This window comes from Variovorax raffinosi, assembly GCF_051216615.1.
GTDB lineage: Bacteria > Pseudomonadota > Gammaproteobacteria > Burkholderiales > Burkholderiaceae_C > Variovorax.
Genome location: NZ_JBPJZR010000009.1, coordinates 112,686 through 139,100 on the forward strand (window position 1 = coordinate 112,686; position 26,415 = coordinate 139,100).

Genomic DNA, 26,415 nt, shown 5'->3' on the forward strand with positions numbered 1-26,415 from the left:
CGAACGTACGAGCGGGAAAAACTCTATCGACGCCCACGCTGGAGGAACGCGACGATGATGATCACGAAGCCCTGCACCGCAGCATTCAGGTACACGCTGATGATGCTGGTGAGGTTCAGGATGTTGCTGATGACCGAGAGCAGGATCGCGCCCACCACCGTGCCGGTGATGCTGCCCGCGCCGCCCTTGAGCGCGGTGCCGCCGACGATCACCGCCGCGATGGCTTCCAGCTCCCACAGCAGGCCGGTGGTCGGCGATGCGGAGCCCAGGCGCGGCACGTACAGCAGCGTCGCGATGCCCACGCACACGCCGAGCAGCACGTAGGTCATGATCTTCACGCGGTCGACGTCGACCGCCGCATAACGCGCCACCTGCTCGTTCGAGCCGATGGCCTGCACATAGCGCCCGTAGGCCGTGCGGTTCAAGATGACGCCGCCGATGATCGCGACGATCACGAACACCCACACCGGTACCGGGATGCCCGCAAGGCTTGCGTAGTACACCGGTGCATAGAGGTCCGACAGGTCGTTGTCGAGCGTGAGCGCGCCGCCATCGGCGAAGTACGTGAGGTACGCGCGAAAGATGCCGAGCGTGCCCAGCGTCACGATGAAGGGCTCGATGCGGCCCTTGGTAATGAGCAGGCCGTGCGCCAGCCCGAACACCGCGCCGAGCACGATGGCCAGCACCGCGCCCATCACCACCGCCAGCAGCGGCGAGCCCGAAGCAGGACCGGCCCAGTTGATGAACATGATCACGCTGCCCGCGATGAGCGCGGCCATCGAGCCGACCGACAGGTCGATACCGCCCGAGATGATCACGAAGCACATGCCCACCGCGATGATGCCGATGAAGGCGGTGCGCGTGAGCACGTTCATCGCGTTGTCGACGGTCGCGAAGTCGCTGTTGAGCAGCGTGCCCGCGATGCACAGCAGCACGAGGCCGATGACCGGGCCGAGGCCGTGCAGGCGCTCGGTCCAGCGCGGCGTGGCTTCGCTGCGGTGGGCTGCGGCTTCAGGCGGCTGTTGCGGCGGGGGTATCTGCTGTTCCGGTGGCATGAGCGATGAGCTCCTCTTCTGTGAGATGGTCCGCATCGAGCGTGGCGACGAGCTTGCCGGCACGCATCACCGCGACGCGGTGGCACAGGCCGATCAGCTCCATCAGCTCGGACGAGACGACGATCACCGCGAGCCCTTCGCGGGCCAGTCGCTGGATCAGGAAATAGATGTCGCGCTTGGCGCCCACGTCGACGCCGCGCGTGGGTTCGTCGAGCACCACCACCTTGGGCTGTGGCTGCAATACCTTGGCCAGCGCGAGCTTCTGCTGGTTGCCGCCCGAGAGCGACGAAGCTTTGACGTCGAGCGAGCCGGTGCGGATGCCGTAGTCCTTCACCGCCTCGGCCAGTGCGCCGCGTTCGGCCTCGGGCTTGAGCCAGGGCTGCGCATAGCGTTCGAGCGCCATCAGCGTGAGGTTCTGGCGCAGGCCGAAGTTGACGTGCAGGCCCTTGCCCTTGCGGTCTTCGCTGAGGTAGGTGAGGCCGTGCTTGGCGGCATCGCGCGGGTTGCGCCAGCCTTTGCCGTTCGGCACGGGCTTGCCGAGCATTTCGACGCTGCCGCTCGCAGGGCGCAGGCCGAGCAGGCCCTCGAAGAGTTCGGTGCGGCCCGCGCCGACGAGGCCCGCGAAGCCGAGGATTTCGCCGGGGCGCACCTCGAAGCTCGCGTCCTGCGCCCAGCCGGGCACGCTGAAATTGCGCACGCGCATCGCGGGTGCATCGGCCGCGATCACCACGTCACGCGGCGGGTACAGGTCGGCCAGTTCGCGGCCCACCATGAGGTTGGCCATCTGCTGGCGCGTGACGTCGGGCGTGGGTGCGCGGGCGACGAAGCGGCCGTCGCGCATCACGATCACTTCGTCGGTCACCTGCTCCACTTCGTCGAGCTTGTGCGAGATGTAGACGATGGTCACGCCATCGGCACGCAACTGCGCGATGAGCTTGAACAGGCGCTCGGTCTCGCCGGGCGTGAGCGTCGCGGTGGGCTCGTCCATGATGAGCAGGCGCGCCCGGCGGGCGATGGCTTTCGCGATCTCGACAAGCTGCTTCTCTGCCACGATGAGCTTTCGCACCTTGGTGCGCGGGTCGACCTGCAGGCCGACGGCGGCGAGGGCCGCTGCGGCGTCGCGCTCCATCGAAGCGTCGTCGAGCAGCCAGCCCTTCTTCTTTTCATGGCCGAGGAAGATGTTCTGAGCCACGCTCAGGTCTTCGGCGAGGTTGAACTCCTGGTGGATCAGCACGATGCCCAGTGCCTCGGCGTCACGCGAACTCGTGAACTGCTGCGGCTGGCCGTTGATGCGCAGCGTGCCACCGGTCAACGCCTCGTAGCCTGCGAGGATCTTCATCAGCGTGGACTTGCCCGCGCCGTTCTCGCCAAGCAGGCCGTACACGCGGCCGGGCGCGAGCGCGAAGCTCACGCCATGCAGCACCTGCACCGGGCCGAAGGCCTTCACCACCGCATCGAACTCGACGGCGACGCTGCCCTTGGTGTTGTTGTCCGCACTCATGGCGCCACTCCGCGAACCTTGAGGGTTTCGTGCATCGCGAGCACGCCGGCGCCGACGAGGCCGCCCTGCATGCCCAGCGGCGTGTACTGGATTTCGAGGTGCCGTGTCGATAGCGCGAGCGAGCGCTGGTACACGCTCTGGCGCACAGCCGCGAGGAACAGCGGTCCGATGCGCGTGATGCCGCCGCCGATGAACACATGCGACGGATTGAAGAAGTTCACCACCGACGCAAGCATCTGGCCGATGAGGCTGCCCGCGTGCTGGATGATGCCGTTGGCCGCCGTGTCGCCGCCTCGGCTGGCCTGGCCCACGTCGATCGCGTCGATGCGCCCATGCACGCGCAGGCATTCGGCCAGTGCGGCGCTTTCGCCGGCTTCGGCCGCTTGCACCGCCATGCGCGTGATCGCGGGGCCGGCGGCCATGGCTTCGACACAACCGAGGTTGCCGCAATGGCAGCGCGGGCCTTCCTGGTCGACGCAGATGTGGCCCACGTCGCCAGCCGAACCCGCGGCGCCGCGGTACACCTCGCCGTGGCAGACGATGCCGCAGCCGATGCCGGTGCCGATCTTGATGACGAGGAAATTGTTGAGCGAACGCTTCAGGCGCCAAAGCTCGCCCAGTGCCATGAGGTTCACGTCGTTGTCGACGAAGACCGGCGCTGCGTAGTCTTCGCGCAGGTAGTCGCGGATCGAGAAACCGTCCCAGGCCGGCATCAGCGGCGGGTTCACGAGCTGGCCGATCTCGAAGTTGACCGGGCCGGGCACACCGATGCCGATGCCCAGAACATCCTTGGCACTGCAACCGCAGCGGGCCAGCAGCTCGCGCATGAGGATGCGCACGCGCGCCAGCACGACGGTGGGGCCTTCGCGCACGTCGGCGGGTTCGTCGTGTTGCGCGAGCACGGTGAGGTCGGGGCGCAGCACCGCGACGTCGAGGCTGGTGGCGCCGATGTCGATGCCGACGAGCACGCCAAGGCCGGCGTGGAGCTGGAGGTTTTCTGCGCGGCGGCCACCGGAGGAGCGCTGCAGGCCGGCTTCGGCCAGCAGGCCTTGTTCGACAAGGCCGGCGATCAGGCCGTTGGCCTTGCTCTTTGAAAAGCCGAGCTGTTCGGCCATGGCATGGCGCGAGCCGCCGGCCGACCAGAAGGTCGTTTCCAGCAACCGCATTTCATCGGTCGTGATGCCGCTCCAGGGTGCCACGCGTTTTGTCTCCGGTGTTCTTGTCTTTTTGCCGCCGCCCGCAGCCTTCGGTCTTGGGCGAAGGCGAATACTAGGGGTAGGGCTTCAGCCGGACAAGGCTGAACTTCGACCAAATTCAGATCGAAGATGACTGCGCGTGGCCACCGGACGGCCAGACGCAAAAAAGCCGCCCGGAGGCGGCTTTTTTTGTTTGGCAAGAGCCTGGGCTCTTGTTACTTCTTCTGGCGGTACTTGCGCAGCGCAGCGATCTGGGCAGCCATCACGGCCAGCTCCGATTGCGCCATCGCGATGTCGATGTCGCTCTTCGCGTTCTTCAGCGCTTCCTCGGCGGCAGCCTTGGCCTGGTTGGCCTTCTCGTCGTCGAGGTCCTTGCCGCGGATCGCGGTGTCGGACAGCACGGTGACGGAATTGGGCTGCACTTCGAGAATGCCGCCAGCCACGAAGACGAACTCTTCGCCGCCGTCGGCCGTTTCGATGCGCACGGCACCGGGACGGATGCGCGTGATCAGCGGGGTGTGACGCGGATAGATGCCGAGCTCACCGGCTTCACCGGGCAGCGCGACGAACCTGGCTTCGCCCGAGAAGATCGACTCTTCCGCGCTGACCACGTCGACGTGAATGGTGTTTGCCATCTGAGTTCCTATGCGGTCGCCTTAAGCGGCCTTCTTGGCTTTTTCGAACGCTTCGTCGATGCCGCCCACCATGTAGAACGCTTGTTCCGGCAGGTGGTCGGCTTCGCCGTTCACGATCATCTTGAAACCACGGATGGTTTCAGCCAGCGGCACGTACTTGCCGGGCGAGCCCGTGAACACTTCGGCCACGTGGAACGGCTGCGACAGGAAACGCTGGATCTTGCGGGCGCGGGCCACGGCGAGCTTGTCGTCGGGAGCCAGTTCGTCCATGCCCAGAATCGCGATGATGTCGCGCAGTTCCTTGTAGCGCTGCAGCGTGCCTTGCACGGCGCGGGCCACGTTGTAGTGCTCTTCGCCGACCACGTTCGGGTCGAGCTGGCGCGAGGTCGAGTCCAGCGGGTCCACGGCGGGGTAGATACCTTGCGAAGCGATGTCACGCGACAGCACCACGGTCGAGTCCAAGTGGGCGAAGGTGGTGGCGGGCGACGGGTCGGTCAAGTCATCCGCAGGGACGTACACGGCCTGGATCGAGGTGATCGAGCCGACCTTGGTCGACGTGATCCGCTCTTGCAGGCGGCCCATTTCTTCGGCCAGCGTCGGCTGGTAGCCCACGGCGGAAGGCATGCGGCCCAGCAGAGCCGACACTTCGGTACCGGCCAGCGTGTAGCGGTAGATGTTGTCCACGAAGAACAGAACGTCACGGCCTTCGTCGCGGAACGACTCGGCAATGGTCAGGCCGGTCAGCGCCACGCGCAGACGGTTGCCCGGGGGTTCGTTCATCTGGCCGTAGACCATCGCGACCTTCGACTCTTCGAGCTTGTCGAGGTTCACGACGCCGGAGTCGGCCATCTCGTGATAGAAGTCGTTGCCTTCGCGAGTACGTTCACCCACACCGGCAAACACCGACAGACCCGAGTGAGCCTTGGCGATGTTGTTGATGAGTTCCATCATGTTCACGGTCTTGCCCACGCCGGCGCCGCCGAACAGGCCCACCTTGCCGCCCTTGGCGAACGGGCACACCAGGTCGATCACCTTGATGCCGGTTTCCAGCAGGTCTTGCGAAGGCGACAGTTCGTCGTACGCGGGAGCCTTGCGGTGGATCGAAGCGGTGAGGTCCTGGCTGACCGGGCCGCGTTCGTCGATGGGCGAACCCAGCACGTCCATGATGCGGCCGAGCGTGGCCTTGCCGACGGGCACCGTGATGGGTGCGCCGGTGTTCTTGACGATGATGCCGCGGCGCAGGCCGTCGGACGAGCCGAGTGCAATCGTGCGCACCACGCCGTCGCCGAGCTGCTGCTGGACTTCGAGGGTCAGCGCGCTGCCTTCGAACTTCAGTGCGTCGTAAATCTTCGGCATCTGGTCACGCGGGAACTCCACGTCGACCACGGCGCCGATACATTGGACAATTTTTCCTTCAGCCATGACGTTTCCTTCTGGATGGATCTCTAAATAATTGCGACAGGTTCTTGCAGAAGCGTCCTGGTGCCAGTACGGGCCGCTTTTGCAAGAATGCCGGACGGGCCGGCACCCTTGGATGCTTCAGTTCAGATCAGCACTTCATTGCCGTGGCTTGCGCGGCGAAGGCGTCCGAGGCGGCCTTGCAGGCCTGGCCCAGAGCAGCCTTGTCGGTGCCCATCGAGGCCCAGGCAGCCTTGGTCTGATCGAGGCCCGACTTCATGGCGTCGGCGGCTGCACCGCTTTGCGAGGACACGCAGGCCGTGACCTTGGCCAGGTAGTCGTTGCACTCTTGCGGCAGGTCGGCGGCCGATGCCGTCGGGGCTGCTGCTGCGGGCGCTGCTGCCGCGGGTTCCGGTGCGGGAGCAGGAGCCGGTGCGGGCGCTGCTGCGGCGGGAGCTGGAGCAGGCGCGGGCGCCTCTTCCTTCTTGGAGCAAGCAGTCAGAGCGGCTGCAATAGCCACCAGAGCAAGAATTTTCTTCATTTGCGCAGAGTCCCCTAAAAGAAGGCCTTGGATTACCGGGCGCGCAGAGCGCGCTCGATCAGCAATGTGGCCCGTTGCATTGCCTCGATCAGACGCCCGCGGCCGCAGCCGCGCCGGACACGATTTCAGACAATTCCTTCGTGATGCCGGCCTGGCGGGTCTTGTTGTAGACCAGCTTCAACTCGTCGATCACGTTGCCCGCGTTGTCGGTGGCGGCCTTCATGGCCACCATGCGTGCGGAATGCTCCGAAGCCATGTTTTCAGCCACGGCCTGGTACACCAGCGATTCCACGTAGCGCACCAGCAGTTCGTCGATCACGCTTTGCGCATCGGGCTCGTAGATGTAGTCCCACGAGTGATGACCCGCTTCGACTTGCAGCGTCTCGGCCTTCAGCGGCAACAGTTGTTCCACCATCGGCTCTTGCTTGATGGTGTTGATGAACTTCGTGTAGCACAGGTACACCGCCGACAGCTTGCCTTCGGCATAGGCGTCAAGCAGCGTCTTGACAGGCCCGATGAGCTTGTCGAGGTGCGGCGTGTCGCCCAGGTGCGTCACATGGGCCACCACGCGGGCGCCGATGCGATTCAGGAAACCCAGACCCTTGCTGCCGATGGCGACGGAGTCGACCGTGTTGCCGGCCGCCTGCGCTTCGCGCAGCTTGCCGGTGACGGCACGCAGCAGGTTGGTGTTCAAGCCGCCGCACAGGCCCTTGTCGCTGGTCACGACGATGAAACCGACGCCCTTGGCCTCGGTCGTCTTCATGAACGCGTGGGTGTACTCCGGGTTCGCCTTGCCAAGATTGGCTGCGATGTTGCGGATCTTTTCGCTGTAGGGGCGAGCGGCGCGCATGCGTTGCTGCGCCTTGCGCATCTTGGAAACCGAGACCATTTCCATGGCCTTGGTGATCTTCTTGGTGTTCTCCACCGATTTGATCTTGCCGCGGATTTCCTTACCTGCTGCCATGAGAGCTCCTTCTTGCGTCGGTCAAGGCGTCGATCAGGCGAACGACTTCTTGAACGAAGTGGCGGCGGCCAGCAGTTCGGCTTCCGCGTCCTGGCAGACCTTCTTGAAAGCCTTCTTCTCGTCGCTGTCGTCGGCCTTCGCAGGCTTCGGATCCCATTTCGCGCCGTTCTTTTCCATCGTGGCCAGCAGCGGTGCGTGGCTCGACTTGAGGAACTGGTGGAAGCCGTGTTCGAACGAGAGAACCTTCTTGATCTCGATGTCGTCCATGAAGCCCTTGTTCACAGCGAACAGCGTGGCGCTCATCAGCGAGATGGGCAGCGGGCTGTACTGGGACTGCTTGAGCAGTTCGGTCACGCGGGCGCCGCGGTCGAGCTGCTTGCGGGTGGCTTCGTCCAGGTCGGAGGCGAACTGGGCGAAGGCCGCGAGTTCGCGGTACTGCGCCAGGTCGGTACGGATACCGCCGGACTGGTTCTTCACCAGGTTGGTCTGAGCCGACGAGCCCACGCGCGACACCGAGATACCGGCGTTGATGGCGGGACGGATGCCGGCGTTGAACAGGTTGGTTTCCAGGAAGATCTGGCCGTCGGTGATCGAGATCACGTTGGTCGGAACGAAAGCGGACACGTCGCCGGCTTGCGTTTCGATGATCGGCAGTGCGGTCAGCGAACCGGTCTTGCCCTTGACTTCACCCTTGGTGAAGGCTTCGACGTAGTCGGCGTTCACGCGGGCTGCGCGTTCGAGCAGACGGCTGTGGAGATAGAACACGTCGCCGGGGTAGGCTTCGCGGCCTGGCGGGCGGCGCAGCAGCAGCGAGACCTGGCGGTAGGCCACGGCTTGCTTGGACAGGTCGTCATAGACGATCAGTGCGTCCTGGCCGCGGTCGCGGAAGTATTCGCCCATCGTGCAGCCCGAATAGGCCGACACGTATTGCATGGCCGCCGATTCGGAAGCCGATGCCGCCACCACGATGGTGTAGTCCATCGCGCCGGCTTGTTCGAGTGCGCGCACCACGTTCTTGATCGACGAAGCCTTCTGGCCGATCGCAACGTAGACGCAGGTCATGTTCTGACCCTTCTGGTTGATGATCGCGTCGATCGCCACGGCGGTCTTGCCGGTCTGGCGGTCACCGATGATCAGCTCGCGCTGGCCACGGCCGACGGGCACCATCGAGTCGACGGACTTCAGGCCGGTCTGCATCGGCTGGTCGACGGACTTCCGTGCGATCACGCCGGGAGCGACCTTTTCGATCACGTCGGTCATCTTGGCGTTGATGGGACCCTTGCCGTCGATCGGCTGGCCCAGTGCGTTCACCACGCGGCCGATGAGCTCGGGGCCGACCGGCACTTCCAGAATGCGGCCCGTGCACTTGACGGTGTCGCCTTCGGAGATGTGCTCGTATTCGCCCAGAATCACGGCGCCGACCGAGTCGCGCTCGAGGTTCAGCGCCAGGCCGAACGACGGCGTGCCGTCAGCGCTCGGCGGGAATTCAAGCATTTCGCCCTGCATCGCGTCGGACAGGCCGTGCACGCGCACGATGCCGTCGGTCACCGAAACCACGGTGCCCTCGTTGCGGATGTTGGCGCTGACCCCAAGGCCCTCGATGCGGCTCTTGATCAGTTCGGAAATTTCTGCGGGATTGAGTTGCATGACTCTTTCCTTCTTTCTTTGAGGCTACAAGTAGAGGGCTGGAAACCGATCAGGCCGCCAGCGCAACTTTCATTTGTTCAAGGCGCGCTTTGACGGAGGTGTCGAGCACCTCATCGCCGACCACCACGCGGATGCCACCGATCAGTTCCGGCTCTTGCTGGACCGTGACCTGGAGCTTGCGACCGAAACGCTTTTCGAGCGCAGCTGCCACATTGGCCAGGGCCGCGGCATCGATCGGGAAGGCGCTGTAGACCACCGCGTCGGACGAGCCGCTCTTCACGTTGGCCAGTGCCCGGAACTGCTTCGCAATTTCCGGTAGCACCGAAAAACGCCCGTTCTCGAGCAGCGCGCCCAGGAAGTTCTGGGCATGAGCAGCCAGTGGCGCACCGAATGCGCCGGCAACCACGCCAAGAACCTGTTCGGCCGTGGCCTTGGGGTTGTCGGCGAACTGCTGGAGCTCCGGGTTGGCTGCGATGGCAGCAACCTTTTCGAGCCAGGCGCTGGTGCCGGCAACGTCGGACGACGAGGCCTTGAAGAGCGCTTCGGCGTAAGGGCGTGCAATGGTGGCGAGTTCTGCCATGGCTTCTATCAGAGTTCGGTCTGCAGACGGGCGAGCAAATCGGCGTGGACGCCTGCATTCACTTCCTTGCGCAGAATCTGCTCTGCGCCCTTGACGGCCAGTGCGGCAACCTGCTCGCGCAGGGCTTCACGGGCCTTCAGTGCCTGCTGGTCGGCTTCGACACGAGCAGCTGCAACGATCTTGTTGCCTTCTTCGGTCGCGCGGGCCTTGGCCTCTTCAACGATGGCCTGGGCGCGACGTTCGGCGTCGGCAAGACGTTGTGCGGACTCGTTGCGTGCCTGGCCGAGTTCGGCTTCCACACGCTTGTTGGCGGCGGACAGCTCGGACTTGGCCTTGTCGGCGGCAGCGAGGCCTTCGGCGATCTTCGCAGCGCGGTCGTCCAGCGCCTTCGCGATCGGCGGCCACACGAACTTCATCGTGAACCCGACCAGGATCAGGAACACGATCATCTGAACGATCAGGGTACCGGTAATGCTCACTTTTCACCCTCTCTTTGGGATTGAATGCGAAGCCATTCCGCAGACGGGAACGACGACACGGGTCCGACGAGAAAGACTTACTTCGGCAGGAGGGCGATCTGGGCCAGGAACGGGTTGGCCGTTGCGAACCACAGCGCGATACCGGTGCCGATAATGAAAGCAGCGTCGATCAGGCCGGCCAGCAGGAACATCTTGGTTTGAAGTTCGCCCATGAGTTCAGGCTGACGTGCGGCCGACTCGAGGTACTTGCTGCCCATGATGCCGATGCCGATACATGCGCCCACAGCGCCCAGACCGATGATCAGGCCGGCGGCCAGTGCAACAAAGCTAATAACTTCCATGATGACTCCTAGAGGACTTTGGTTGAAGAGAAAACAAAAAACAAAAACGAAACTGGGTGATCAGCGAGCGTGATCAGTGGTGCTCGTGGGCCTGGCCGATGTAGACCAGCGTCAGCATCATGAACACGAAGGCTTGCAGCGTGATGATCAGGATGTGGAAGATGGCCCAGGCCGTGCCCGCGATGATGTGGCCGAGCGCCAGGAAGATGCCGGTGGCCGACAGCGTGAAGGCACCGCCCATCAGGGCGATCAGCAGGAAGATCAGTTCGCCGGCGTACATGTTGCCGAACAGCCGCATGCCGTGCGAGACCGTCTTGGCGACGAACTCGATCATTTGCATGGCGAAGTTGAACGGGTACAGCGCCCAGTGGTTGCCGAAGGGTGCGGTGAACAGCTCGTGGATCCAGCCGCCGGCGCCCTTGATCTTGATGTTGTAGTAGATGCAGATCAGCAGCACGGCCACCGACATGCCCATCGTCACCGAGAGGTCGGCGGTGGGCACGACGCGCAGATAGGCGTGGTGCGGGTCTTCACCGGCAATGTGGAAGATCTTGGCCCAGATCGCCGGGAACAAATCGACCGGGAACAGGTCCATTGCATTCAGCAGGAAGATCCACACGAAGATGGTCAGGGCCAGCGGTGCAACGAACTTGCGGCTCGTGGCGTTGTGCACGATGCCCTTGGCTTGCTGGTCGACCATTTCAACCAGCAGTTCGACGGCCGCCTGGAAACGACCGGGAACACCCGAAGTCGCCTTACGCGCAGCAAGCCAGAGCAACCAGCAGCCCAGGATACCCAGAGCGATGGAGAAAAAGAGCGAATCGAAGTTGAAGACCGAAAGATCGGCCACACCTGCAGGCTTGGAGCTTTGCAGATGCGTCAAGTGGTGAACGATGTATTCACCAGCGGTCTGACCTTGTTCCGCAGCGTTTTCAGCAGCCATTCCGTTACTCGTCTTTATGTTTCCGGCGCTTGGGCGTGAACATCACCGCCAACCAAGCCGCCTTCATTGTCACCACCAAGCCGACCAGCATTGCAGGCCAGCTCAGCGCCGTTATCAGCCTTGGCGCAGCGATAAGCATCGCCACGGACAAGGCCATCTTGACCATTTCCCAGAGGAAGAAGCCAAACACCGCAGTGCCCGGATTCAGGGAAGAAAACCGACCGGTCAATCCGCGTGCGAACACCGCCGATGGAATGACCACCGCGATCGCACCGTAAGCGGCGGACCAACCCAGATTTTGCCTCCCCGTCAGTCCCCAGATGGCCAAAGCCACCACCAGACCGACAACCAACTGACCCGCGACCACCCGCCATGGGGAGACCGAGGGATTCTTCGCACGCAGTTCACGCGCCTCATCGGCGGTCAACGGCTTGAATTCTGTGCCGAGGTCTTCAGTGACCTCCGTGTCTTCTTGTCGGGCGATTGTTTTCATTTTGAATGAAGCCCGGATGACGACCCAGAATTGCTACAAAGCCATTGATTATAAGTAAAAACCCAAGCTATCCCGACACCTGACGTGTCGCGCATGCAAATCAGTCGCCGCATTCCCTGACGCGAGCCCGACCCGGCACACGCAACCATAATTCCTTCATGCACCCTATCACCGACGCCCTTCCCGCCACGCTTTGTTACCTCGACGGCGAATACACCGCCCTGCGCGACGCAAAAATCAGCGTGCTCGACCGGGGCTTCATTTTCGGCGATGGCATCTATGAAGTCGTCCCCGTCTATGGCGGCCAGCCCTTCTGCTTCGAGGAGCACATGGCCCGACTCGATCGCTCGCTCGCAGAGCTGCAGATCATCAACCCGCTTTCACTCGCGCAGTGGCGCGAGATCGCGATGCGCCTGACCGCTCCAGCAGGCAACGCCCCCCAGTCCGTCTACTTTCAGATTACCCGCGGCGTCGCGCCACGCGACCACTCGATGGTCCGCGGCCTGCAGCCCACGGTGTTCGTGATGGTCAACCCGCTGCCGCCCATCGCCGACGCAGTGCGCGCCAAGGGCGTGGCCTGCGTCACCGCAGCCGATTTCCGTTGGCAGAAGGCGCACATCAAGAGCACCAGCCTGCTGGGCGCGGTGCTCGCACGGCAGATCAGCGTGGAAGCCGGCGCGACCGAGACCATCATGTTCCGCGACGAATGGCTCAGCGAGGCCTCGTCGAGCAATGTGTGGATCGTGAAGGACGGCACGCTCATCGGCCCGCCGAAAGACAACCTCGTGCTGACCGGCATCCGCTACGGCCTGCTGGAGCGCCTGTGCGAAGAGCGCGACATTCCCTTCGCGCTGCGGCGCGTCTCGCGCGAGGAAGTGTTCGCCGCCGACGAGCTGCTGATCTCCTCGGCCACCAAGGAAGTGCTGCCCGTCGTGACACTCGACGGCAAGACCATTGGCAATGGCCATCCCGGCCCCATCTACGAGAGCTTGTATGCGGCCTACCAGCAGGCCAAGCAACGCAACGCACAGAAGCAAGGAGCCCCGGCATGACCGACGAAACGACCACCACCGAAACCACCTCGATCCCCGACCCGCGCAAGGAGTCGCTGATCGAGTACCCGTCGCAGTTCCCGATCAAGGTCATGGGCGCGAAGACCGACGGCCTCGTGCACGCCATCACGCAGATCGCAGAGAAGTTCGATCCGGCCTTCGACGCCACCACCGTCGAGCTGCGCGACAGCAAGGCCGGCAACTACCTGGGCGTGACGATCACCGTGACGGCCACCAGCCGCGAACAGCTCGACGACCTCTATCGCGCGCTGTCGTCGCACCCGTCGGTCAAGGTCGTTCTCTGACGACACCTGGATGCTGGCGACAGACCACCCGATGAACGCCGCCATTGCGCCGCAATGGCTGGGCCGTGTCGACTACGTCGAAAGCTTCGCGGCGATGAAGCAGTTCACGCTGGAACGCACGCCCGACACGCCCGACGCACTATGGATTTGCGAGCACGCCCCGGTGTTCACGCAAGGCATCGCCGGCAAGCAGGACCATATCCTCGCGCCGGGTGATATCCCGGTCGTGCAAACCGATCGCGGCGGCCAGGTCACCTTCCACGGCCCCGGCCAGGTGGTGGCCTACCCGCTGATCGACCTGCGGCGCGCGGGCTACTACGTCAAGGAATACGTCTACCGCATCGAGGAATCGGTGCTGCGCACGCTGGCCCACTTCGGCGTGACCGGCCACCGCGTGGCAAGCGCGCCGGGCATCTACGTGCGGCTGGACGACCCGTTCTCGCACGCCGCCCTCACCGGCCCGCTGCCCGCCGGCGACCCGTTTCGCGGCCTCGGCAAGATCGCCGCGCTGGGCATCAAGGTCAGCCGCCACGCCACCTACCACGGCGTGGCGCTCAATGTCGGCATGGACCTCGAACCCTTCTCGCGCATCAACCCTTGCGGCTACGCGGGGCTGCAGACGGTCGACCTTTCTACAATCGGCATCCAAACCACATGGGAAGAAGCCGCCCGGGTCCTGAGCCAGAAGCTCACCACCTACCTGGCGCCCTGACACTCCAATGAGCACCACCGAAGTCGTCCGCGACGCCCAGAGCGCCGAAACCTACAACCCCCTGGCCAAGCAAAAAGCGGCGGCCAAGCTTTCGCGCATCCCCGTCAAGGTGGTCCAGACCGGCGAAGTGCTCAAGAAGCCCGACTGGATCCGCGTGAAGGCCGGCAGCCCCACCACGCGCTTCTACGAGATCAAGCAGATCCTGCGCGAAAGCAATCTGCACACGGTCTGCGAAGAAGCCTCCTGCCCGAACATCGGCGAATGCTTCGGCAACGGCACGGCCACCTTCATGATCATGGGCGACAAGTGCACGCGACGCTGCCCGTTCTGCGACGTGGGCCACGGCCGTCCCGACCCGCTCGACAAGGACGAGCCGCTCAACCTTGCCAAGACCATCGCCAAGCTGCGCCTGAAGTACGTGGTGATCACCAGCGTCGACCGCGACGACCTGCGCGACGGTGGCAGCCAGCATTTCGTCGATTGCATCGCCAACATCCGCGAGCTGTCGCCGATGACGCAGATCGAGATCCTCGTGCCCGACTTCCGCGGCCGCGACGACCGCGCGCTGGAAATTCTGAAGGCCGCGCCGCCGGACGTGATGAACCACAACCTGGAAACCGCGCCGCGCCTGTACAAAGAAGCGCGCCCCGGCAGCGACTACCAGTTCAGCCTGAACCTGCTCAAGAAGTTCAAGGCACTGCACCCGAACGTGCCGACCAAGAGCGGCATCATGGTCGGCCTGGGCGAAACCGACGAAGAGATCCTGCAGGTCATGCGCGACATGCGCGCCCACGACATCGACATGCTGACCATCGGCCAGTACCTGTCGCCGTCGGGCTCGCACCTGCCGGTGCGCCGCTATGTGCACCCCGACACCTTCAAGATGTTCGAGGAAGAGGCTTACAAGATGGGCTTCAGCCACGCGGCCGTGGGCGCGATGGTGCGCTCCAGCTATCACGCCGACCAGCAGGCGCACGCCGCCGGCGTCTGACTGAACGCATCGAAGAAGCAAAGGCCCCGTCGAGGGCCTTTTTCGATTCAGGGAGAACAGATCAGATGACCGCCACCGTCTTGACGACGCTCGCCACCAAGCCCGTGAAGGGCCTGGTCGAGAACCATGCCGCCTATGCGCGCCAGCACGGCTACACGCACCGCATCGCCGACAGCACCCACGTGTGGGGTCCGCGCCAGCCGGTCTTCTATCGCTACCACGCGATCTACCATCACCTGACGCAGACCGACGAAGGCAGCCTGCTGCTGGTGCTCGACCAGTTCGCGGTCGTCTACTGGCCGCATCCGCTGGCGCCGCACTTCGACGGCATCGACTCGCTGGTCTGTACGCAGGCCGGCGACGACTCGCTCTGCAATACCAGCATGCTGTTGCTGCGCAACACGCCGGCGGTGCGCGAGCAGATGCGCCAGCTTGTCGACCTGTTCTCGCATTGGGCGGTGCACATCCTGGAAGACAACGAGCAGCCCGAGAACGCGCTGGTCGCCAGCCTGTTCCCTCCCCGGCCCTGCACCGTTCCCCTGTCCGACGGGCTCTATCCGAACGTCCAGGCCAACTGGCCCGGGGGCAGCTACTACGAATCCATCCACACGGCGCGGCCACTGGTGGCCAACGACGCGCCCACCTGGCGCCGCGCCGACGGCCGGTGGACGCCCCCGCTCGACTACGACTTCAGGGGCGTGCAGAACCTGGTCGAGGAAGCCGCGGCACTGGCGCGCGGCGAGCGGCCGCCCTTCCTTGCGCTGTCCGACACGGCCACCCCTACGCAAGACGAACTGCACCTGAACCCCGATGCCCGCATCGCCTTCGTCAGCATCTACACGGCGAACATCGCAAGCTACGGGCGCATCCACGAAGAGAGCTTCGCGCGCTACTGCCTGCGCCACGGCTACGGCTACCACCTCTACCGGAAGGTGCCCGGCTTCGCCAACGGACTGACGGGCTCATGGACCAAGCCGCACCTGCTGCGGCGCCACCTCGCGGCGCACGAGTTCCTGCTCTGGGTCGATGCGGACATCCTCGCGTTCGATCAGTCCCGCCCCATGGAGCCGCTGGTCGCGGGCCGCCAGGCGCTGGTGGCCAACGACCACACGGCATGGAACATGAATTCGAGCATCGTCGGCGTGCGCAACACGCCCGACATGCATGCGCTGGTGGAAGACGTCTGCCAGCAGATCGAAGCCGCGCCCGATCGCTCGTCGGTCCACGCCAACGGCGGCGACCAGACCTACTTCGCGAACGCCTTCAGGGCACGAGGCCTGATCACCGAGGCGCAGGTGGTGGATACGCTGTCGCTCGACGCGCCGGCGATCTACGCGAGCGCCGAGCACAGCCACTTCGTGCACTTCCCCACGCAGCACACGCCGCAGCGCGCGGCGTCCATGCATTTCTGGAATCTGCAGAGCCTGGCGCGCGACGCCCGCCAGGACATCGCGTCCTAGGCAGGCTCGCGTCACGCCATCACGTCACCCGCGGGTGGCGTTCTCCTTCATCTTCGCCAGCGCGATGGCAATGGCCGCGCCGCCCAGCGTCTTGATCAACCCCGAGTGCTGCGCATAGAACTGGCTCACCCCGTCGATCACGCCCGCATGCTGCTCCTCGGCATGCGCGGCGATTTCGGTCACCTGCGCGGGCGACAGCTGCGACGCCTGGTCGGGCGTGACCTGCGTCTGCCCCGGCTGCAACATGCGCCCGAGCACGCCGCCCGCCAGCCCCGATGCGGCGGCCGGCCCGAGCGTGGCCAGGATCTGGTTGAGCACGCCCGCCTGCTGCGTGGGCGAAGACTGGCCGAAGAGCTTGCCGACCATGTCGCCGAACGGCGGCGTCTGGTCGGACCGCATGGCCGCGGCGAGCCCCGCACCGATCTCGCCGGTGGAGGCGTTCTGCGTGACCTGGTCGATGTGCGCATCGGCGTTGTTGCCGCCGATGGCCTGCTGGAGGATGTCGAGTAGACCCATGTTGAAGCTCCTTGCTTGCGTATGTGTCGAAGTGGCCCGGGCCGGGTTATTTGGTCACGAGGTGCCACACCCCGAGCAGCACGACGGCGCCGATCACCGAGGCGATGAAGCCGGCGCCCCCGCCGGCGGCGTAGAGCCCCAGCGCCTGTCCAGCATAGGTCGCAACCAGCGAGCCGGCAATGCCGAGCACCACGGTCAGGATGAAGCCCATCGAGTTGTTGCCCGGCAAGACGGCGCGGGCCAGCAGCCCCGCGATGAAGCCGATCAGAATCGTCCAGATGATGTGCACGGCGAACTCCCTGTCTTTCAAGAATGTGCGCCGAAGGGATCTCCGGCGCCGCGCCATGTCCCGGCGCGTGGGCATCGTGGACCGGCCTTCCTGAGCGCCAACTGACGACGCCCCTGCCCCGCCGTGGTCGCCAAAGTGCTGGCGACCGGCGGGTTGTTCGCTATCCTGCCGGCTGGTCAAACGGAAGGATTGATTTTGCAAACGCACCCTGCCATTCAAGCGGCGATGGAGCGCCCCTTCGGCGCCATTGCCGACCTGGTTCGCCTCCACGCCCAGCACACGCCCGAGCGCCCCGCGCTCGCGGACACGGCACACGCCCTGGACTACCGCGCGCTCGACGCCCTGATGGACCGCGTGGCGGCCAGCCTGCAGCGTGACGGGCTCAAGGCCGGCGACGCCATCGCGATCTGCGCGGCCTCGTCGGTGAACTACGCGGCGGTGTTCCTGGGCGCGCTGCGCGCGGGCGTCGCGGTGGCTCCGCTGGCCCCCGGCTCCACGCCTTCGAGCCTGGCCCGCATGATCGAGGATGCCGATGCGCGCATCCTGTTCACCGACGCATCGGCCGCCGACGTGGTTGGCCCCGCGAAGGAAGGCGGCATTCCGAGCGTGGCGCTCGACGGCTCTACCGCGGGCCGCGGCCTCGATGCCTGGCTCGCACCGGCCGGCGCGCAGCCGGCGGCGGTCGAAGTGCAGCCCTCGTGGGCCTTCAACATCATCTATTCGTCGGGCACCACGGGCGAGCCCAAGGGGATCGTGCAGGGCCACGGCATGCGCTGGGCCCACGTGCAGCGCGGCGCCAAGTACGAGTACCGCCCCGACACCGTCACGCTGCTGTCGACGCCGCTGTACTCCAACACCACGCTGGTGGTGTTCTTCCCCACCATCGCCTTCGGCGGCTGCGTGCTGCTGATGTCCAAGTTCGATGCGGCCGGCTACCTCAAGCTGGCCGAGCAGCGCCGCGTGACGCACACCATGCTCGTGCCGGTGCAGTACCAGCGCCTGATGGCGCACCCGGCCTTCGACGCGCACGATCTCTCGTCGTACCGCTTCAAGTTCAGCACCAGTGCGCCCTTCAATGCCGCGCTCAAGGCCGACGTGCTCAAGCGCTGGCCCGGCGGGCTGATCGAGTTCTACGGCATGACCGAAGGCGGCGGCACCTGCATCCTTGAAGCGCACCTGCACCCGACCAAGCTGCACACCGTCGGCCAGGCCGCCGAGGGCAGCGACATCCGCCTGATCGACGAAGAAGGCAACGAACTTCCGCGCAACAACACCGAAGTGGCCGGCGAGGTCGTGGGCCACTCGGGCGGCATGATGACCGGCTACCACCGCCAGCCCGAGAAGACGCGCGAAGCCGAATGGTTCGACGCCACCGGCAAGCGCTTCATCCGCACCGGCGACGTGGGCCGCTTCGACGCCGATGGCTTCCTGACGCTGTTCGACCGCAAGAAGGACATGATCATCAGCGGCGGTTTCAACATCTACCCGAGCGATCTCGAAGCCGTGGTGCGCGGCCATGCGGCCGTGGCCGACGTGGCGGTGGTCGGCGTGCCGTCCGAGCAATGGGGCGAGACGCCGATGGCCTTCGTGGTGCGCCGCGAGGGCGACGCCAGCACCGAAGACGCGCTGCTGCAATGGACCAACGCCCAGCTCGGCAAGACGCAGCGGCTGGCGCGCCTGCACTTCATCGACGAGCTGCCGCGCAGCGCGATCGGCAAGGTGCTCAAGCGCGAGCTGCGTGACCTTGTCGGCCGCTGAGGCGTCCACACCACCGTCCGAACAGGGCGGTGGCGGCAACGGCCTGCTGTGGGTGCTGGTCGCGGTCGCCGTACTGTTCGCCTTCCTGCGCCCGCGTGCGCCGATGGACTGGCTCAAGCTGGTCGACTGGCAGACCGTGGGCGCTCTCGCCGGGCTGCTCGCGATCACGCAGGGCGTGGAAAAGAGCGGCATGCTGCAGGCCACCGCACAGCGCCTGCTGGCGCGCACCACCAACCAGCGCAGCCTGGCGCTGCTGCTCACGGCCAGCGCGGCCTTGCTCTCCGCGCTGGTGACCAATGACGTGAGCCTGTTCCTGCTGGTGCCGCTGACGCGCGTGCTGGCCAATCAGGCACACCTGCCGCTCGCGCGGCTCGTGGTGCTACAGGCGCTGGCCGTCAATGCGGGATCGGCGCTCACGCCCATCGGCAATCCGCAGAACCTTTACCTGTGGCACCGTTCGGGCGAAGGTTTTTTCGCCTTCATGGGCATGATGGGGCCGACCGTGGCCGTCATGCTGTTCTGGTTGTTCGTCGCGACCTGGCTGCTGGTGCCGCCCACGCCGATCGCGCTCAAGCCCGAGACCGAAGCCGCGCCGGTGCAGCCGCGCCTGCTGGCGCTGGCGGGCGTGCTGTTCGTCGGCTTCGTGATCGCGCTCGACCGGCACTGGCTACTGGCCGGCCTGGGCGTGGTGTTCGGCGTGTTCCTGGTGTCGTATCCGCGCGTGCTGCGCGGCATCGACTGGGCGCTGCTGGCGATCATCGCGCTGATGTTTGTCGACCTGCGGCAACTGGCCGAGCTGCCCGCCATTGCCGCGCTGCTGGGGCAATGGCCGATTGCCGAGGGCTGGCGCGCATACCTTGCGGCCATCGTCACCTCGCAGTTCATCAGCAACGTGCCGGCGGCGATCCTGCTGGACCGCTATGTGCACGACCTGCCCGCGCTCGCGGCGGGCGTGAGCGTGGGCGGCTTCGGCTGCGTGCTGGGCTCGCTGGCCAACCTGATCGCCTTGCGACTCGCGAAGCTGCCGAACGGGCTGCGCGAGTTCCATCGCATCAGCATCCCGTTTCTGCTGGTGTGCGCGGCCTCGGCGCTGCTGCTGCGGCTGGGGTGACAGGCGGGTAGCGCGGGAAGACAATCGGCGCTGTTCACGCGCCTTGCCTCCATGCACACGCCCGCCCACACCCTTTCGCTGCGCGACTACGGCAGTTCGCGCGGCAGCCATGCGCACGATCACTTTCAGGTGCTGATCGGGCTTGATGGCGTGCTGGAGATCGAGGTCGAAGGTCGCGGCACCGGCATCGGTGCCGGCGAAGCGCAGGTGGTCGCACCCGGTGACCGGCACGACTTCGAGGCGCGCGGCGATGGCAGCGTGTGCCTGGTGCTCGACACGCCGCATCCGCTGTGGGCCCGGTGTGTCGAACGGGCGCCGGATCACGCGCCGCAACTGCATGCGCTGGCGCGCTATCTCGCGCAATGCATGCAGCAGCCGGCGCATTCCGCGCTGGCGTTGCAGCACGGCCCTGCGCTGTTGCTCGAAGCCTGGGGCCCCTCGCCGCGGCCTTCGGACGCGCGCCGTCGTCGCATCGACTGGCCGGCGCTTGCAGCATGGGCCCGTGCGCGATGGCACGAACCACTGACCGTTGCCGATCTCGCCGACATCGCCTGCCTGAGCGCCAGCCAGTTCGCGCAGCGCTGCCGCGATGAACAAGGGATGGGCGCGATGCACTGGCTGCGCACGCTGCGGCTGGCGCATGCGCGCGAACTGCGGCTGGAAGGCATGGGCGTGGCCGAGACGGCGCGCCGCACGGGCTACCGCTCGCCCTCCGCACTCACCGCCGCGCTGCGCCGCTGAGGCCCCTGTCTTTCTCCCTCCCCTCCCGGGGGAGGGTTGGGGTGGGGGCACGACGGCATCCACCGAAACGCTGCGCCTGATCGAAGGCCTGCCCCCATCCCAGCCTTCCCCCGGGAGGGGAAGGAGCAAGACCGAGACCATCGATGCGCGACGACGAACCGGCGTTGCGCGACGACCGCATCCCGTAGCCTCGCCCGCCATGCCGTCCACGTTCTACGCCCTGCTCGCCATCGCACTCTGGGCCACGCTCGCCTCGCTCGGCACCGCGCTCTCGCACCTGCCGCCATTCCTGCTGACCGGGCTCGCGCTGATCATCGGCAGCGTGCCGAGCTGGCCGCTGGTGCTGCGCGACCGCGCCGCGTGGAAGGTGCCGCCGCGCACACTGGCGCTGGGCGTCTACGGGCTGTTCGGCTTTCACTTCCTGCTGTTCATCGCGCTGCGGCATGCGCCACCGGTCGAGGCCAATCTCGTCAACTACCTGTGGCCGCTGCTGATGGTGGTGCTGGCGCCCGTGTTGCTGCCGGGCGTGTCGCTGCGGCCTCTGCATGTGGTGGCGGCGCTGCTGGGCTTCGCGGGCGCGGCCATCGCGATCCTGGGTGCACGCGGCGGTGCGGCATCGGCCATGTCGAACACGACAGCCGGGTACTGGGGCTTCCTGCCCGCACTGGGCTCTGCCTTCATCTGGGCCAGCTACTCGCTGTGGACGCAGCGCGTGCCCGCGTTCCCGACCTCTGCCATCGGGCTGTTCGGACTGGCCTCTGGCGCCCTGTCACTGGGTTGTCATGCACTGCTCGAACCGTCCGTCGCGCTGTCCGCGAAAGACTGGCTGCTGGTCACGCTGTGCGGCCTCGGTCCGCTGGGCGCGGCCTTCTTCGTGTGGGACATGGCGCTCAAGCGCGGCGACGCACGGCAGATCGGCATCCTGAGCTACATCACGCCGCTGGCATCGACCGCCCTGCTGCTCACGGTGACCGGGCGCCCGCTGACGGGAACCATCGCGCTGGCCGCGGCGCTGATCATCTCGGCCGCGATCATGGGCACGCGCGCGCGCTGAATCGCCCATGTCCGACGGGCCGCGCCCGTTTTTGTGGCTAGAGTGGAGCCTCAGGAAAAAAAGGAGCCTCGACCCATGGACCACAAGAACAAGAACGATGACTTCGAGATCACGCCCAAGCTGGTGTTCGACCTGAACCTGGCGCTGTACCTCGACCTGGTGGCCGCACTCGAAGGCGCGGGCGCCGTCACCTACCGCCAGATGGCCGCTCGGGTGCTCAACATCAGCATGGACGCGCGCGACGACGGCGAAGCCGGCCTGTCGACCGTGCTGGAAGGCGTGGCCAAGGGCTTCGCCGGCCAGAGCGACGGCCTGTCGATCGAGCTGCTGAAGGCGGCCCGGGGCCTGCGTGAAGACGAGGCCATGGGCGACATTCCGATGCGGCCCGACCTGGACTGAGCAGGCCCTCCAGCCGACGTGGCGCCAAAAAAATGCGCCACGCCAAGAATCGCACACTGTCGTTTTCCCCTCGGGATGTACAACACCAACGCAGGCCATGGCACGCCCCCAGGGCCTGTGTTCTCGTTCACATCACAGGGAGAAAATCCAATGCGTACATTGAAAGCCGTGGCCTTGGCCATCGGTTCCAGCCTTTGCATGATTCCGGGGGCCTGGGCCGCCAACTCGCTGCAGATCGTCTGCGCGTCCGACCAGGGCGGCGAGTGCTATGCCAGCTTCGCCTACGACACGACCGCCTACAACTTCGGACGCGAGGCGCGTTTCGAGTGGGAAGGCAGAAACATCGTCATGACGCCGCTGGTCGGAGGGCGCGTCAAGCTCGCATGCTTCGGCGACGAGAAGATCAGCAAGATCGACGGCTTCAAGGGGGGCTCCTTGACGGTGCGTGTGCTCGGCCCGACGGACAACGCCGAATACGCGAAGGCCAGCGCGACCCTCCCGATCTGCTACCGCTGGTCGCTACCTTGATCCCACGGCCATTGCGCCGGGCAGCGACTGCTACTTGTAGTCGATCGTGAAGTTCGCAGTGCCGTTGGCGCGCCCCGGCGTCACGGCATTGCCGGTCTGGTAGTAGCGCGCGGTGAACGGCAGCAGGTAGTCACCGTCCTTCGATGGCCCCACGAACGCGGCCTCGCCATACTTGACCGGCACCTTCTTGTCGTCGATCACCTGGATGCCCACACCCGTGGCGACACCCTGACCGTCCTGAGTGAGGCGCAGGACACCATCGTCACCGCCCGGATCCTTGGTCGCATCCATGCGCAGATACACCTGATTCGCCATGCCCACGCCCGCCTTGCAGTTGAGCTTGATATTGAAGTTGCGCTCGGCCGCCGTGCTGCCCTTGCCCTTGAAGGCGCTTTGCGGAACCTTGCCGAACTGCACGGAGATGTTGCGCGAGCCGACGTCCACGGTGCAGGAGGGCGTGATGATGGTGATCGCATTGGCGCTCAGGAACGTGGTCAGCACGGAATTCCCCGGATCGCCATTGCTGAAGTACCTCGTGTAGGTCCCTTGCGCCAGCGGTCCGCTGCCGGTGGTGCCCGCCGTCTTGTACACCTCGACCCTGAATTTCGCGCTCGGATCGAACGGGCCGAAGCTTCCCGTCAGAGTGTGCGGGTAGTAGTGCTTTGTCGTGGAACTGATGACGCGCAGGAGCCGGATGCCGATCCCCTGCACATTGGTGGAATACATCTTCTCCAGCCCGGGGAAATTCATGTCCTGCCCTTGCAGCATGACGCCATTTACCGTGTCCGACGTAGCGCATTTCCATGGCGTCTTGCTTGCGCTGGGGTTGATCGGAAAATCCCTCTCGCCGAGCTTTTGACCCACCACCGCATCGTTGGGCACAAGGATCGTTCCCATGACCATGTCGATGGTCAGTGGCTGGTAATCCGGCGTATTCATCTTGCAACCTGTATCCGCCGCCCAGGCCCCCTGCGCGCCCGACAGCAGCCCGGCCGCCGACAATGTGAGGCGCGCGAGCTTCCTGCCCATGGCCGCGTTGCTCTGCTTCATTCGGATCCTTTGGATTTCAAGCCGACCACCGCATCCAAGGCGCACTGCCCGGACAACTCGCGGATCGGCGGCGGGTTCTTTTCGTCGGGCAGGCTGTAGGGCACGACGCACTGGTCGACCGCGCCCCGGCCCCATCGCACGGTCAGGCGGCCGCTGCTGGCCGCGCCCGTGACGAAAGCCTGTCCCTCGGGGCCGACGATGCCGACCTCCTGGCCCGCCTCGTTCTCGATCTTCGAGCCGAGCGGCAGCACCCGGCCCTTCACGTCGGTCAGCACCATCAGCAGGCGGAAACCGATCGAGGTCTCGAACTTCGCGACCACCACGGCGCCGCGCGTGGGCACCACGTCCAGGGCCGCGTTCTTCACTTCCACGGTGTCGCCGAGATCGCCGGTGCGGATCGCGACGCGGTTCAGCCGGTAGGGCGTCATGCTGGGGATGACCGCGTTGCCCGCCGCGTCGGTTGCCACGCCGGGCCGCGACTCGATGCCCACGCCCTGGGCCTTCGGCGCCTGCACCAGCGTCAGGGTCTCGCCGAGCGGCTGCGACATCGTGATGCCGCCGCCATGGAACAGCAGCCCGCCGGCCATGCCCACGGTGCTCTGGCCGTAGCCGCGGCCCTGCGAATGACCGAGATCCAGGCGGCCCACCGACCCCAGGTAGCTGGCGCTCGCGCTGCCGCTGCTGCCGCCGCCCTGGTTGGTGTCGCTGGCCGTCACGTTGTAGGTCAGGCGGCTGTCCTCGAGGGCCGAACCGTAGACGCTGGCCTGCTGGCTCATGCGGCCGGTGCTGTCGCGATTGAGCGCGTATTGCGCGCTCGCGCGCGTGTCGCCCAGCGGAATGCTCAGCGTAAACATGAGCTGGCGCACCGGCGGCCGGTTCAGGCTGGTGGTGTAGTTGTAGTTGATGCTGTAGCCGAATTGCTTGTAGTTGCCCGAGTAGCCCACCTGCACCAGCCGGTCCTTGGCGCTCGTGCCCCAATAGCTTTGCTGGCGCGCCGACGCGAACACGCTGCCCCAGTCCTTGATCTGCTGCGACAGCTCGAAGCGCACTTCGTTGCGGCGGCTGTTGAAGGATTCGAAGGGCCGCAGGTCCTGCATCTGCACCGCTTCCGCGAAGGTGCGGTAGCCGCTGGTCGAATAGCGGTAGCCGGCCACGCGGAAGTTGGTGCCCGAGTCCATGAAGGCCTTCGAGTAGAGAAAGCGCACCGACTGGCCGTCGTAGGTCTTCGCGCCCTGCAGCGGTGTGCGGTCGGTGGTGCGCGCGCTCGACAGGTCGATCGACACCGCGCCGAAGTCCTTCATGTTCTTGCCCACGCCGATCAGCATCGACTGGTAGATGCCCGACAGCAGCAGGCCGCCATAGGCCGATATCTCTCCGCCCAGGCCGCGCGCCAGGGTCGCCTGCAGGAAAGCGGGCTGGGACTGCCGGCGCGGTTCGCCGGTCGTGGCGACGTCGAGGTAGTTGTTGCGGTACTTGCCCGCGGTGGCCGAATAGCGCCAGGTGCCCTCGCGCAGCAGCGTGGGCACGGCCGAGAAGGCCTGCGTGTACTTGGTCTCGCGGCCGTCGGCCTCGGTGATGGTGACCTCGATGTCGCCGCTCGACGCAGTGGGATAGAGGTCGTCAAGCACGAACGCGCCCGGCGCCACGAAGGTGCTGTAGATCACGTAGCCGTTCTGGCGCACCGTGACGCGCGCATTGGTCCGCGCGATGCCGCGGATCGTGGGCGCGTAGCCCTGCTGGCTGTCGGGCAGCATCGCATCGTCGGACGACAGCTGCACGCCGCGGAAGGGCACGCTGTCGAAGAAGTTGCCTGGCGTGCTGCCGTCGCCGATCAGCAATTGGCCATTGATCGCGGCGATGTCGCGCTGCGCATAGCTGTTGACGGCCTGCCAGCGGTTCTCTCCGTCGATGCCGCGGTTGTAGGTCGAGAAATGGCGAAAGCGCCAATCGCCGTAGTTGAAGCCCGCGCGCAGGCCGGCGAACAGGGTGTTGCGCTGCGGGGTCTTGCTGCGATCGGCGAAAGGGTTGCCGTCGAACACGTTCTGCGGCGGCGCGAAGGGATTCACGTCGTTGCGGTACTTGTCGCCGCTGTAGCGCGCGAAGTTGAGCTGGTAGTCGAGCATGCCGGCGGTGATGCCCCGGTCCCATTTCTCGGGCCCCACGGCCCCGCGCGCCGAGCGCTTGAGCGCTGCCTGCGGGATGCTGACGAACAGGCGCTGCTTGCCGGCGTCGTAGCTGTAGCTGGCCTCGGGAATGGTCGCGCCCAGATCGATGCAGGCATCGTCCGTGGCACTCGCCAGCGCGGGAAACACCGCCACATTGACGCCCCAGTCGTCGAGCATGCCGCGCGTGAGGCATGGCTGTGCATCGTTCTTGCCGTCCTTCTCGATGAAGCGGATCTGCGCCTGCCCCGCGCCGCGTTCGTTGAGCGAGACGTCCACCGTGTACTGGCCCGCGAGCACGCGGTTGCCGAAGGCAAAAAGCGAAAGATCCGCCAGCGGCTGGTCGCCGCCGATATTGAGGAATTCCTCGTTGAAGCTGGAGCCGGCCACCTGCTGCTTCTGCTGCGGCTGCGCATGGCCGGGCGCGCCGAGTGCACACAGCAGCGCCGCGCCCACCGTCAACCGGAAAGGCGCGCGCAGGACAGGTGAACGACTGCTGTGCATGGAGTCCGCC

Annotated in this window: 28 protein-coding genes; 11 read left to right on the top strand and 17 right to left on the bottom strand. The window is 65.6% G+C overall.

Annotated features, from left to right (window positions below):
• Positions 1-23 precede the first annotated feature (23 nt).
• The 13 genes from ACSFB7_RS24800 to ACSFB7_RS24860 all read right to left on the bottom strand — a co-directional run bounded on the left by ACSFB7_RS24800 (position 24) and on the right by ACSFB7_RS24860 (position 11,773).
• Positions 24-1,055 (bottom strand): ABC transporter permease, encoded by a 1,032-nt coding sequence (locus tag ACSFB7_RS24800; RefSeq protein ID WP_435474906.1) that lies wholly within the window; start codon positions 1,053-1,055, stop codon positions 24-26.
• Positions 1,012-2,556, bottom strand: a complete 1,545-nt coding sequence (locus ACSFB7_RS24805; RefSeq protein ID WP_435474908.1) for a sugar ABC transporter ATP-binding protein — start codon at positions 2,554-2,556, stop codon at positions 1,012-1,014. Before ACSFB7_RS24805 ends, ACSFB7_RS24800 begins: the two co-directional genes overlap by 44 nt.
• Positions 2,553-3,722: an ROK family protein gene (locus ACSFB7_RS24810; RefSeq protein WP_435475207.1), complete on the bottom strand. Its 1,170-nt coding sequence runs from the start codon at positions 3,720-3,722 to the stop codon at positions 2,553-2,555. Before ACSFB7_RS24810 ends, ACSFB7_RS24805 begins: the two co-directional genes overlap by 4 nt.
• A 245-nt stretch (positions 3,723-3,967) precedes the next feature.
• Positions 3,968-4,387, bottom strand: a complete 420-nt coding sequence (locus ACSFB7_RS24815) for a F0F1 ATP synthase subunit epsilon (protein ID WP_187112561.1) — start codon at positions 4,385-4,387, stop codon at positions 3,968-3,970.
• Positions 4,388-4,408: 21 nt separating this feature from the next.
• Positions 4,409-5,809 carry a F0F1 ATP synthase subunit beta gene (gene atpD, locus ACSFB7_RS24820; protein WP_435474910.1) on the bottom strand — a complete coding sequence of 467 codons (1,401 nt, stop codon included), beginning with the start codon at positions 5,807-5,809 and terminating at the stop codon, positions 4,409-4,411.
• 127 nt (positions 5,810-5,936) lie between these two features.
• Positions 5,937-6,326, bottom strand: a complete 390-nt coding sequence (locus ACSFB7_RS24825) for a hypothetical protein (RefSeq protein WP_435474912.1) — start codon at positions 6,324-6,326, stop codon at positions 5,937-5,939.
• 88 nt (positions 6,327-6,414) lie between these two features.
• The gene (atpG, locus tag ACSFB7_RS24830; RefSeq protein ID WP_435474914.1) at positions 6,415-7,290 is read right to left on the bottom strand and encodes a F0F1 ATP synthase subunit gamma; all 876 of its coding nucleotides are present in this window, start codon (positions 7,288-7,290) and stop codon (positions 6,415-6,417) included.
• Positions 7,291-7,323: 33 nt separating this feature from the next.
• Positions 7,324-8,937, bottom strand: a complete 1,614-nt coding sequence (gene atpA / locus ACSFB7_RS24835; RefSeq protein WP_435474916.1) for a F0F1 ATP synthase subunit alpha — start codon at positions 8,935-8,937, stop codon at positions 7,324-7,326.
• A 49-nt stretch (positions 8,938-8,986) separates the two neighbouring features.
• Positions 8,987-9,517 (bottom strand): F0F1 ATP synthase subunit delta, encoded by a 531-nt coding sequence (locus ACSFB7_RS24840; RefSeq protein ID WP_435474918.1) that lies wholly within the window; start codon positions 9,515-9,517, stop codon positions 8,987-8,989.
• Between the two features lie 8 nt (positions 9,518-9,525).
• Positions 9,526-9,996: a F0F1 ATP synthase subunit B gene (locus ACSFB7_RS24845; RefSeq protein ID WP_007830193.1), complete on the bottom strand. Its 471-nt coding sequence runs from the start codon at positions 9,994-9,996 to the stop codon at positions 9,526-9,528.
• A 77-nt stretch (positions 9,997-10,073) separates the two neighbouring features.
• Positions 10,074-10,337, bottom strand: a complete 264-nt coding sequence (atpE, locus tag ACSFB7_RS24850; RefSeq protein WP_093443444.1) for a F0F1 ATP synthase subunit C — start codon at positions 10,335-10,337, stop codon at positions 10,074-10,076.
• 73 nt (positions 10,338-10,410) lie between these two features.
• Positions 10,411-11,280 (bottom strand): F0F1 ATP synthase subunit A, encoded by an 870-nt coding sequence (gene atpB, locus ACSFB7_RS24855; protein WP_435474920.1) that lies wholly within the window; start codon positions 11,278-11,280, stop codon positions 10,411-10,413.
• 4 nt (positions 11,281-11,284) lie between these two features.
• A complete protein-coding gene (locus ACSFB7_RS24860; protein WP_435474922.1) occupies positions 11,285-11,773 on the bottom strand; it encodes an ATP synthase subunit I in 489 nt (162 codons plus the stop codon).
• A gap of 158 nt (positions 11,774-11,931) precedes the next feature.
• Here ACSFB7_RS24860 and ACSFB7_RS24865 point away from each other — a divergent pair, with 158 nt between their 5' ends.
• From ACSFB7_RS24865 to ACSFB7_RS24885, 5 genes are all read left to right on the top strand, one after another.
• Positions 11,932-12,825 (top strand): D-amino acid aminotransferase, encoded by an 894-nt coding sequence (locus ACSFB7_RS24865; RefSeq protein ID WP_435474924.1) that lies wholly within the window; start codon positions 11,932-11,934, stop codon positions 12,823-12,825.
• Positions 12,822-13,130: a YbeD family protein gene (locus ACSFB7_RS24870; RefSeq protein ID WP_435474926.1), complete on the top strand. Its 309-nt coding sequence runs from the start codon at positions 12,822-12,824 to the stop codon at positions 13,128-13,130. Before ACSFB7_RS24865 ends, ACSFB7_RS24870 begins: the two co-directional genes overlap by 4 nt.
• A gap of 31 nt (positions 13,131-13,161) precedes the next feature.
• Positions 13,162-13,842: a lipoyl(octanoyl) transferase LipB gene (lipB, locus tag ACSFB7_RS24875; protein ID WP_435474928.1), complete on the top strand. Its 681-nt coding sequence runs from the start codon at positions 13,162-13,164 to the stop codon at positions 13,840-13,842.
• Positions 13,843-13,849: 7 nt separating this feature from the next.
• Positions 13,850-14,833: a lipoyl synthase gene (lipA, locus tag ACSFB7_RS24880; protein WP_093247261.1), complete on the top strand. Its 984-nt coding sequence runs from the start codon at positions 13,850-13,852 to the stop codon at positions 14,831-14,833.
• Positions 14,834-14,898: 65 nt separating this feature from the next.
• Entirely contained in the window at positions 14,899-16,293 is a 1,395-nt protein-coding gene (locus tag ACSFB7_RS24885; RefSeq protein WP_435474930.1) for a glycosyltransferase family protein, read from the top strand.
• Positions 16,294-16,317: 24 nt separating this feature from the next.
• Here ACSFB7_RS24885 and ACSFB7_RS24890 read toward each other — a convergent pair whose 3' ends face one another.
• Positions 16,318-16,809, bottom strand: coding sequence for a hypothetical protein (locus tag ACSFB7_RS24890; protein ID WP_435474932.1), 492 nt, complete (start codon positions 16,807-16,809; stop codon positions 16,318-16,320).
• A gap of 46 nt (positions 16,810-16,855) precedes the next feature.
• Positions 16,856-17,098: a GlsB/YeaQ/YmgE family stress response membrane protein gene (locus ACSFB7_RS24895; RefSeq protein ID WP_435474934.1), complete on the bottom strand. Its 243-nt coding sequence runs from the start codon at positions 17,096-17,098 to the stop codon at positions 16,856-16,858.
• Positions 17,099-17,323: 225 nt separating this feature from the next.
• On the opposite strand from ACSFB7_RS24895, the gene ACSFB7_RS24900 reads away from it, so the two are divergent.
• From ACSFB7_RS24900 to ACSFB7_RS24925, 6 genes are all read left to right on the top strand, one after another.
• A complete protein-coding gene (locus tag ACSFB7_RS24900; RefSeq protein ID WP_435475208.1) occupies positions 17,324-18,856 on the top strand; it encodes a class I adenylate-forming enzyme family protein in 1,533 nt (510 codons plus the stop codon).
• Entirely contained in the window at positions 18,837-19,967 is a 1,131-nt protein-coding gene (locus ACSFB7_RS24905) for an SLC13 family permease (protein ID WP_435474936.1), read from the top strand. Before ACSFB7_RS24900 ends, ACSFB7_RS24905 begins: the two co-directional genes overlap by 20 nt.
• Positions 19,968-20,018: 51 nt before the next feature.
• Entirely contained in the window at positions 20,019-20,708 is a 690-nt protein-coding gene (locus tag ACSFB7_RS24910; protein WP_435474938.1) for a helix-turn-helix transcriptional regulator, read from the top strand.
• A gap of 199 nt (positions 20,709-20,907) precedes the next feature.
• Positions 20,908-21,762, top strand: a complete 855-nt coding sequence (locus tag ACSFB7_RS24915) for a DMT family transporter (protein WP_435474940.1) — start codon at positions 20,908-20,910, stop codon at positions 21,760-21,762.
• A gap of 75 nt (positions 21,763-21,837) precedes the next feature.
• Positions 21,838-22,161 carry a hypothetical protein gene (locus ACSFB7_RS24920; RefSeq protein ID WP_435474942.1) on the top strand — a complete coding sequence of 108 codons (324 nt, stop codon included), beginning with the start codon at positions 21,838-21,840 and terminating at the stop codon, positions 22,159-22,161.
• 150 nt (positions 22,162-22,311) lie between these two features.
• Positions 22,312-22,689 (top strand): hypothetical protein, encoded by a 378-nt coding sequence (locus tag ACSFB7_RS24925; RefSeq protein WP_435474944.1) that lies wholly within the window; start codon positions 22,312-22,314, stop codon positions 22,687-22,689.
• Positions 22,690-22,719: 30 nt separating this feature from the next.
• On the opposite strand, the gene ACSFB7_RS24930 is transcribed toward ACSFB7_RS24925, so the two are convergent.
• Both ACSFB7_RS24930 and ACSFB7_RS24935 read right to left on the bottom strand, forming a co-directional pair.
• Entirely contained in the window at positions 22,720-23,739 is a 1,020-nt protein-coding gene (locus tag ACSFB7_RS24930; protein ID WP_435474946.1) for a fimbrial protein, read from the bottom strand.
• The gene (locus ACSFB7_RS24935) at positions 23,736-26,405 is read right to left on the bottom strand and encodes a fimbria/pilus outer membrane usher protein (protein WP_435474948.1); all 2,670 of its coding nucleotides are present in this window, start codon (positions 26,403-26,405) and stop codon (positions 23,736-23,738) included. Before ACSFB7_RS24935 ends, ACSFB7_RS24930 begins: the two co-directional genes overlap by 4 nt.
• Between the last annotated feature and the right edge of the window lie 10 nt (positions 26,406-26,415).

Coding starts and splice junctions, on each gene's coding strand:
- ACSFB7_RS24865 (WP_435474924.1), top strand. CDS start 11,932: ATGCACCCTATCACCGACGCCCTTCCCGCCACGCTTTGTTACCTCGAC.
- atpG (WP_435474914.1), bottom strand. CDS start 7,290: ATGGCAGCAGGTAAGGAAATCCGCGGCAAGATCAAATCGGTGGAGAAC.
- ACSFB7_RS24930 (WP_435474946.1), bottom strand. CDS start 23,739: ATGAAGCAGAGCAACGCGGCCATGGGCAGGAAGCTCGCGCGCCTCACA.
- ACSFB7_RS24890 (WP_435474932.1), bottom strand. CDS start 16,809: ATGGGTCTACTCGACATCCTCCAGCAGGCCATCGGCGGCAACAACGCC.
- ACSFB7_RS24910 (WP_435474938.1), top strand. CDS start 20,019: ATGCACACGCCCGCCCACACCCTTTCGCTGCGCGACTACGGCAGTTCG.
- atpA (WP_435474916.1), bottom strand. CDS start 8,937: ATGCAACTCAATCCCGCAGAAATTTCCGAACTGATCAAGAGCCGCATC.
- ACSFB7_RS24915 (WP_435474940.1), top strand. CDS start 20,908: ATGCCGTCCACGTTCTACGCCCTGCTCGCCATCGCACTCTGGGCCACG.
- atpE (WP_093443444.1), bottom strand. CDS start 10,337: ATGGAAGTTATTAGCTTTGTTGCACTGGCCGCCGGCCTGATCATCGGT.
- ACSFB7_RS24900 (WP_435475208.1), top strand. CDS start 17,324: ATGGAGCGCCCCTTCGGCGCCATTGCCGACCTGGTTCGCCTCCACGCC.
- lipA (WP_093247261.1), top strand. CDS start 13,850: ATGAGCACCACCGAAGTCGTCCGCGACGCCCAGAGCGCCGAAACCTAC.
- ACSFB7_RS24825 (WP_435474912.1), bottom strand. CDS start 6,326: ATGAAGAAAATTCTTGCTCTGGTGGCTATTGCAGCCGCTCTGACTGCT.
- atpB (WP_435474920.1), bottom strand. CDS start 11,280: ATGGCTGCTGAAAACGCTGCGGAACAAGGTCAGACCGCTGGTGAATAC.
- ACSFB7_RS24925 (WP_435474944.1), top strand. CDS start 22,312: ATGCGTACATTGAAAGCCGTGGCCTTGGCCATCGGTTCCAGCCTTTGC.
- ACSFB7_RS24805 (WP_435474908.1), bottom strand. CDS start 2,556: ATGAGTGCGGACAACAACACCAAGGGCAGCGTCGCCGTCGAGTTCGAT.
- ACSFB7_RS24840 (WP_435474918.1), bottom strand. CDS start 9,517: ATGGCAGAACTCGCCACCATTGCACGCCCTTACGCCGAAGCGCTCTTC.
- ACSFB7_RS24885 (WP_435474930.1), top strand. CDS start 14,899: ATGACCGCCACCGTCTTGACGACGCTCGCCACCAAGCCCGTGAAGGGC.
- ACSFB7_RS24815 (WP_187112561.1), bottom strand. CDS start 4,387: ATGGCAAACACCATTCACGTCGACGTGGTCAGCGCGGAAGAGTCGATC.
- ACSFB7_RS24870 (WP_435474926.1), top strand. CDS start 12,822: ATGACCGACGAAACGACCACCACCGAAACCACCTCGATCCCCGACCCG.
- ACSFB7_RS24810 (WP_435475207.1), bottom strand. CDS start 3,722: ATGCGGTTGCTGGAAACGACCTTCTGGTCGGCCGGCGGCTCGCGCCAT.
- ACSFB7_RS24800 (WP_435474906.1), bottom strand. CDS start 1,055: ATGCCACCGGAACAGCAGATACCCCCGCCGCAACAGCCGCCTGAAGCC.
- ACSFB7_RS24935 (WP_435474948.1), bottom strand. CDS start 26,405: ATGCACAGCAGTCGTTCACCTGTCCTGCGCGCGCCTTTCCGGTTGACG.
- ACSFB7_RS24860 (WP_435474922.1), bottom strand. CDS start 11,773: ATGAAAACAATCGCCCGACAAGAAGACACGGAGGTCACTGAAGACCTC.
- lipB (WP_435474928.1), top strand. CDS start 13,162: ATGAACGCCGCCATTGCGCCGCAATGGCTGGGCCGTGTCGACTACGTC.
- ACSFB7_RS24920 (WP_435474942.1), top strand. CDS start 21,838: ATGGACCACAAGAACAAGAACGATGACTTCGAGATCACGCCCAAGCTG.
- atpD (WP_435474910.1), bottom strand. CDS start 5,809: ATGGCTGAAGGAAAAATTGTCCAATGTATCGGCGCCGTGGTCGACGTG.